At 60.0% G+C, this 6387-nt stretch carries 7 protein-coding genes; 3 read left to right on the forward strand and 4 right to left on the reverse strand.

The window, feature by feature from the left end; translation table 11 throughout:
* The 4 genes from VN887_01315 to VN887_01330 all read right to left on the reverse strand — a co-directional run.
* The coding region (locus tag VN887_01315) for a hypothetical protein (GenBank protein HXT38640.1) at positions 1-1746 on the reverse strand (1746 nt) is incomplete at its 3' end.
* The gene (locus VN887_01320; GenBank protein ID HXT38641.1) at positions 1746-2687 is read right to left on the reverse strand and encodes an ABC transporter ATP-binding protein; all 942 of its coding nucleotides are present in this window, start codon (positions 2685-2687) and stop codon (positions 1746-1748) included. The genes VN887_01315 and VN887_01320, both read right to left, overlap by 1 nt.
* A 7-nt stretch (positions 2688-2694) precedes the next feature.
* Positions 2695-3081 carry a GntR family transcriptional regulator gene (locus tag VN887_01325; protein HXT38642.1) on the reverse strand — a complete coding sequence of 129 codons (387 nt, stop codon included), beginning with the start codon at positions 3079-3081 and terminating at the stop codon, positions 2695-2697.
* Positions 3082-3083: 2 nt separating this feature from the next.
* Entirely contained in the window at positions 3084-3713 is a 630-nt protein-coding gene (locus VN887_01330) for a hypothetical protein (protein ID HXT38643.1), read from the reverse strand.
* A gap of 148 nt (positions 3714-3861) precedes the next feature.
* Here VN887_01330 and VN887_01335 point away from each other — a divergent pair, with 148 nt between their 5' ends.
* From VN887_01335 to VN887_01345, 3 genes are all read left to right on the forward strand, one after another.
* Positions 3862-4743, forward strand: a complete 882-nt coding sequence (locus VN887_01335) for a phospholipid scramblase-related protein (GenBank protein ID HXT38644.1) — start codon at positions 3862-3864, stop codon at positions 4741-4743.
* A 187-nt stretch (positions 4744-4930) separates the two neighbouring features.
* Positions 4931-5887, forward strand: coding sequence for an ABC transporter ATP-binding protein (locus VN887_01340; GenBank protein HXT38645.1), 957 nt, complete (start codon positions 4931-4933; stop codon positions 5885-5887).
* Positions 5884-6387, forward strand: a 504-nt coding sequence (locus VN887_01345; protein ID HXT38646.1) for an ABC transporter permease, incomplete at its 3' end; no start/stop codon positions are given. The genes VN887_01340 and VN887_01345, both read left to right, overlap by 4 nt.

Here is a 6387-nt window from a genome sequence, read left to right on the forward strand (position 1 = left end):
CGCGTCCCAAATGTGTTGATCCACATTCCACGGCATCAGCCATACCAGGAACGCGGTCCCGACGATCCAGATCGAAACAGAGCCGAACACGAAGCCGCGTCTTACGAGCTTGCGTTTCAACGCAAGCCGGAATGACACGACCGCAACACTCAGTTTCAACGCGCCGGCAAATCCAATCAAGAGGAGCGCGGCGTCACGGAAGTTGGGATGCCGGTCAAACCATCCGATGATATTGCCGAGTCCGGCATAAGCGATCAGCAGGACGACGAATGACCACGGCAATCCCGGCACACGGCCGGTCAGCCACAGCGGGAACAACCCGAACAGAACGTGCAGTGACAAAACCCCGATGGCGATCAAGCTTATTTCCTGCCCGGGTTCATGGAGAAAATTATTGAGCCATGCGTCCAACTCTCCGTTCGCCACGGCCCAAAGGCCGACGCCAAGAACGGCCATCAGCCAGCCTCCCATCCAGACGGCGACCATCGCCTTGAGCTTTGAGAACGCGAGTTCGCCGTCCGCCACCGGCAACGCGGCCTGGAATGCCGACACCGGCAACCGGCGCGAAGCACAGTCGCCGCAAATCATCAACCCCAGGACGGGCGTCCAGATGAAAACCAGAAACAACAGTATGGGACCGCACACGGAGCCGTATAAATCCGCGGTTCGGGCGCCGTTCAAAAGAGCGATTGCGTTCAGCCCAAAGATGAATGCCATCACAACTGCCAATCCCCATAAGGCCAGTCGGCCGTTTCGCCGGCACTCGACCCAGAACAGTGCCGAAGCAGGTGACGTGAAGTCCCGGCGGCGTGAGAACACGTTGGCGATCCGGTCCATCAGCGCCGTGAGCGCCGGCCAGTCGCGCCATTCACCTTTGCGGACGCGCGCCACGCCCAGCCACGCGACGAACGGAGCCATGACAAGCGAGGCGGCATAAATCGCTATCAAAGCAGCCTTTCGTTCCGGCCATCGGCTCAATTCCCCAAACGGCAGTCCGCTCAACACAGCAGCCGCCGTAATCAGTACTATGAGCAGCGCCGCCCGTGTCTTCGGGAAGCCCGGCAAAATCCAGACGAACGTCTGAAACCACGCCAGCGTCGCAGGCAACAACAACAAGAAATAACCGTCCGGCATCTGCGCATCCGTCGGAAAAATCGACGGGAGCGAAGCGAACACAAGCCGGGACCAGGCGAAGTAGAGCATCGCGACGAAGCTGGTCCCCATCGCCATCGGCACCGCGATCAACTGCCCCGTTCGCACCGGGAGCGTGAAAAGGCGTGACGGAACACCGCTGAAACCGCGCAGCGCGGTCGATTCCGCCAAAGCAAATACGACCAGAGATATCAGCAATGAAAGTCCCAGCAGCACTCCGCTCCATCCGGTCGCAAACTCGGCCCAGTAATTGGCTTGAAGTTGCGCCTCTCCAAGTTCCGGGGGAGTCGGCGGAAGAGGCGGTGCCGTATATCTGATTTCACCGCCGAGTAGAAGATCTGGAGGAGGTATGATCGCCCTGGCCGTATCCTGTCGCGTCGCACCACGCCTCGTGTCTGAGGGGCGAGTTCCTTCTCGACTCATAAAGGTACCGGCGCGGGGCAACTCGGCTGTGAACTTTTCCACCAGCGCCGAGTAATGTCTCGCCCTCTGGCTCAATCCAACACAAACCAGGAAGAAGATAATCAACAGGAGGAATCCATAACGATTCTTGCGCCAGATTTCCCAGGCGATGGCGGCGCCGGGCGAATTCATCACTTGGCGGCGGGTTGAGGGTTGAGTGACACTGATCGTTCGCCTCCGACGCGGGCGAGGAAGATTTCATCCAGCGACGCCGTGGTCTCGCTCACGACGCGCGCGCCAAGTTTCGCTGCAGCCTCCACCAGTTCACCGCGCGCGCCGTTGCACAGGGCCGTCCATTCCAGGCCTTCGCCGGTGGTATGGAGCGCGCCCGCGAGCATCGGCGGTACCCGCAATGGCGCGGGAAAGCGCAGCGTCAGGCGGAAGTGGGCCTCGAGGATTTCATCGAGCCTGCCCTGGAGCACAATGCGTCCGCCGGCCATCATCGCCACGCGATCCGAAACGCGCTCAATCTCGTCGAGCAGATGTGATGAAAAGAAAACGGTGCGGCCCTCGTCGGCAACCGTGCGCACGATGGCTTCGAGCATTTCCCGACGCACCACCGGGTCAAGACCAGAACTCGGTTCGTCCAGCACCAGCAGTTCGGGCCGGTGCGCGAGCGCGGCCAGCAAACCGGCCTTGGCCAGCTCGCCCCGCGAGAGCTGTTTGATTCGCGCCGCCGGATCGAGTTGAAACTGTTCGCGCAGTTGCCCGGCGTAGGCGGCGTCCCAATTCCGATGAAACGCGCGTGTGTAACGAATCAACTCGTCCACGCGCATCCAACCGGGCAGGTCGCGGTCCTCGGAGAGAAAACCCACCCGACTCAACACGCCGACCGGGTCCGCCACCGGATCGAGGCCGAAAACCCGCACAGAACCGGACTCCGCCTTGAACAAACCCAGGACGTGTTTGATGAGCGTCGTCTTGCCCGCGCCATTCGCACCCACCAGCCCGAACACCTGTCCGCGCTCGACGTTCAAATTGACGGCGTCGAGCGCAAGTTTGGATTTAAACCGGCGCGAGAGGCCGCCGACGGCGATCACAGATTCATTCGGAGGAGAAGTTGGCGAATTCATATCCGTTCTATTCCTTTGACTGCATTGCCCTGTGGCGCTCACGAATCAAATCGAGCAGTTCGCTGAGTTCGACTTCCAGATGCTGTGCCTCGGCGACCAGTGCGTCCGCGCGTTGCGTGAGGATTTTCAGCTTTTCAGCGCGCTTGAGTGGCGAACCGTTGTCCGAGACGTAGGTTCCCGAGCCGTGGCGTTTGGCAACGATGCCGGCGTGTTCGAGTTCGGCGTAGGCGCGGGCAACGGTGTTCGGATTGACCACGAGATGTTCGGCCAGCACGCGGATCGGAGGCAGCTCTTCACCCGGTGCGAGCCGTCCGGATCCGACCAGGTATCTCACCTGGTTGACAATCTGGCGATAGATCGGCACGCCGTCCCGCGGTGAAATGTGAAGTTGCATGGTCAGGTTTCGGTCGGCACCGGCGTCGGCACGAACTGCCGGGCGCACGCGAAGGCGAGCACGAATGAGACGAACACAGTGCCGGACCAAAAGAGCGAGATCATCAGTTTGGCTGTTTGCCAGTCTCCCGCCATGTAACCGTCGGCCAGCGCCTCCGGCCCGTAAACGATCCGCACGACGACACAACTGGCGATTTTGATCGCGCCGACTATGAATGCGGAAAACACCACGGCGGCAAATGGCTTTCGAGTCCGCACCGTGAGATACGGAACGATGCCCAATGCCGGCGTTGAACTGAGGACCGCCAGCAGAGGAACCGAAAGACCGTGGGGAACTCGCGCCTTCGCGCTCATCAGACTGAAAGCGGCCGCCGCTGCGAGCGTTGTAATTGAAACGGCGGACATCCGGATGGTCCGGACGTTTTCAGGCGATTCGGTCGCTGTTTCAACACGAAGGCGTTCTTTGCCGAAGGCCCTGGCTGCAAGGATCGCACAACCGAGCCCCAGGCACATGAGTGAGTAATCGCTGATACCGTTTGCCGGTGTCGCAGCCGCCACCAACCCCGCCACTACGACGGTAAGGACCCCCCAGGGCAGGAGATATTTGATTTCGGTCAGGATTGCCGGGCGCATGACGTTCAATAGTGTATTAGTTCAATAATACACTTGGCGCGCGGTGTCAATTGTTTTTTCTGGGCCGCGCTTCACCCGCGCTGGCGCGAATGAACTTCCCATTTCAACCGGGTTTGATTACCATATGTCCAACCCAACCAGACCAGCCATGATGGAAGTAAAAATCCAGTGCGGTTGCGGTACGCGCTACAAATTCGACTGGGAGTCCGCCGATGGCCAGGTGGCCGCCGCAGTTCAATGCCCCAAATGCGGTGGCGATGGCACTGCCGTCGCCAACCAGATCATTCAACAGGGCCGTTTGCCTGCGGGAGCCGTTTCCGGAGCTGCGGTCGCGTCTTCAGGCGCAGTCTTCCCCGCGGCGGGTTCCACGGGGCACACGGTCCATCTGAGCGCGCCAGGCGCGTCGCCGTCATCCAGCCCTTTTGCCGCGCAAGCCAATCGCTCGTTGCTCGAGCGCACGTCATTTTTCGTCAAGGAACGCGTTGCCGTTCTAAAGCTCGTGGATACCTACGACATTTTCGATCCGGCAACAGGCCAGCAAATTGGCATCGCGAAGGAAGAGCCGCCGATCTGGGCAAAGTGGCTGCGGCTGGTGATCCAAAAGCACATGATGCCGACCACGGTGAACATCTACGAACAGGAAGGCCGGCCGCCGGTTGCGTCGATTCATCGCGGCTTCACGTTCATCCGGTCAAAAATCCGTGTCGTCGCGGGCGGGCGGCCATTGGGTTATTTCAAAAGCAAACTGCTCTCCATTGGCGGCGGGTTCAATGTCTTCGACAATCAGGACCAGCAGGTCGCCGAAGTGAAAGGCAACTGGAAGGGTTGGGATTTCAAGTTCATCAGCAAGACCGGACGCGAAATCGGCAGCGTCACCAAGAAATGGGCGGGTCTGGGCAAGGAACTGTTCACCTCGGCGGACAACTACATCATTTCGCTTAAAGATCTGAGCGGCTCCAGTCCCGCGGCCAGCGCGCTGCTGCTTGCCGCCGGTCTGGCGATTGATGTTGTTTTCAAGGAAGCGGAGTAAGGGCATGCCCTGCATGATCAGCGCGGGCTGACATTACCTTGCCGCTCCGGCAGGGCACCTCCATCTCCACAATGGCCGCGGGTTTATCCTGACAAAACGATCGTCTGGTAGCTGCCCGCTTATCGGTGAATTTACACTTGCGGATTTCTTGCTGAGTTCATTGGAATCCGGTTTAGTTTTGTCCGAGATGCCCGCTGAAGCCATGATCGTCTGTGAAAACCTGACCAAGCGCTTCGGCCATTTCACCGCGGTGGATCATGTCAATTTTGCGGTCAGTAAGGGTTCGATCTTTGGTTTCCTTGGCCCGAACGGCTCCGGTAAATCCACCGTCATTCGCATGTTGTGCGGCCTGCTGGAACCCAGCGATGGCCGCGCAACCATCGCCGGACACGACGTGGCGCGCGAAACCGAACGCATCAAATCGCTCATCGGTTACATGTCGCAAAAGTTTTCGCTCTACGACGAATTGACCGTGCATGAAAACCTGATGTTCTACGGGAGGCTTTATGGGCTGAGCGGCGCGGCCCTGCTGCAGCGGCGCGACGAACTGGTCGCGCTCGCGCATCTCGAACCCTATTTGCAACGCCGGGCCGCGTTGCTGTCCGGTGGCTGGCGGCAGCGGCTCGCCATGGCCTGCGCGCTGGTGCACAAACCGAGTGTGCTCTTCCTCGATGAACCGACCGCGGGGATTGATCCGGTGGCGCGTCGCGAACTGTGGGATCTGTTGTTCGAATTTTCCAGCATGGGCATGACGCTGTTCGTCACGACGCATTACATGGATGAAGCCGAGCGCTGCTCGCACGTTGGCTATATTTACATGTCGAAGCTCGTCGTGTGCGGCGAGCCGGACGATTTGAAACATTTGCCCGTGGTGAATCCGCCGGGCACAAAACGCCTCGATGTCACCTGTGACCACGTTACTGTCGGGCTTCAGGCACTGCGCCATTTGCCCGGCGTACGAACGGCCACGGTATTCGGCCAGTCCATGCACCTGCTGGTGGAAGGGTCACTCACCGGGGAGACGATCCGCGTTGAACTGGCCAAGATGAACATTGCCCGGGCCGACATCCGCCCCATTGCGCCGTCGCTCGAGGACGTGTTTGTGGCCCTCACAACGGGGGATGGAAATGGGGGAGTCAAATGACCACACTGTTTCGCGGCTTCAACGCCATTCTCTACAAGGAGTTCCTGGTCGTGTTGCGCGACCCGCTCACGCTCTTCTTCATGTTCTTTCCGCCGCTCATTGAGATGATCGCCTTCGGCTACGCGCTCGACAACGACGTGAAGCACATGGCGATGGTCGTGTTGAATGAGGACCGCACGGTCGAAAGCCGCCAGATCATTGACCGCTTCGTGAACACGCAGACGTTTCGGGTCGTCGGCGATGTGCAGAGCGTGGAGGAAATGGCGGTGGCGATCCGCCGCGGGAAGGCTTATGTGGGTCTGCAAATCCCGCCGAACTTCACCCGCGACCTGCGCGCGGGGCGCAACGCCCAGGTGCAGATGTTGATTGACGGCTCGAGTTCCACCATCGCGTCGTCCGCACTGAACACGGCGCTGGGTGTGGCGTTTCGCGAATCGGTGTTCCGGCTGCTCGGCGAAACCGGGCGCCGCGAGCTGCCGGTGGAAGTGCGGCCGCAGATT

Origin of the sequence: Candidatus Angelobacter sp., from assembly GCA_035607015.1 — a bacterium.
Classification (GTDB): Bacteria; Verrucomicrobiota; Verrucomicrobiia; order Limisphaerales; family AV2; genus AV2.

Coding starts and splice junctions, on each gene's coding strand:
- VN887_01320 (HXT38641.1), bottom strand. CDS start 2,687: ATGAATTCGCCAACTTCTCCTCCGAATGAATCTGTGATCGCCGTCGGC.
- VN887_01325 (HXT38642.1), bottom strand. CDS start 3,081: ATGCAACTTCACATTTCACCGCGGGACGGCGTGCCGATCTATCGCCAG.
- VN887_01330 (HXT38643.1), bottom strand. CDS start 3,713: ATGCGCCCGGCAATCCTGACCGAAATCAAATATCTCCTGCCCTGGGGG.
- VN887_01335 (HXT38644.1), top strand. CDS start 3,862: ATGATGGAAGTAAAAATCCAGTGCGGTTGCGGTACGCGCTACAAATTC.
- VN887_01340 (HXT38645.1), top strand. CDS start 4,931: ATGCCCGCTGAAGCCATGATCGTCTGTGAAAACCTGACCAAGCGCTTC.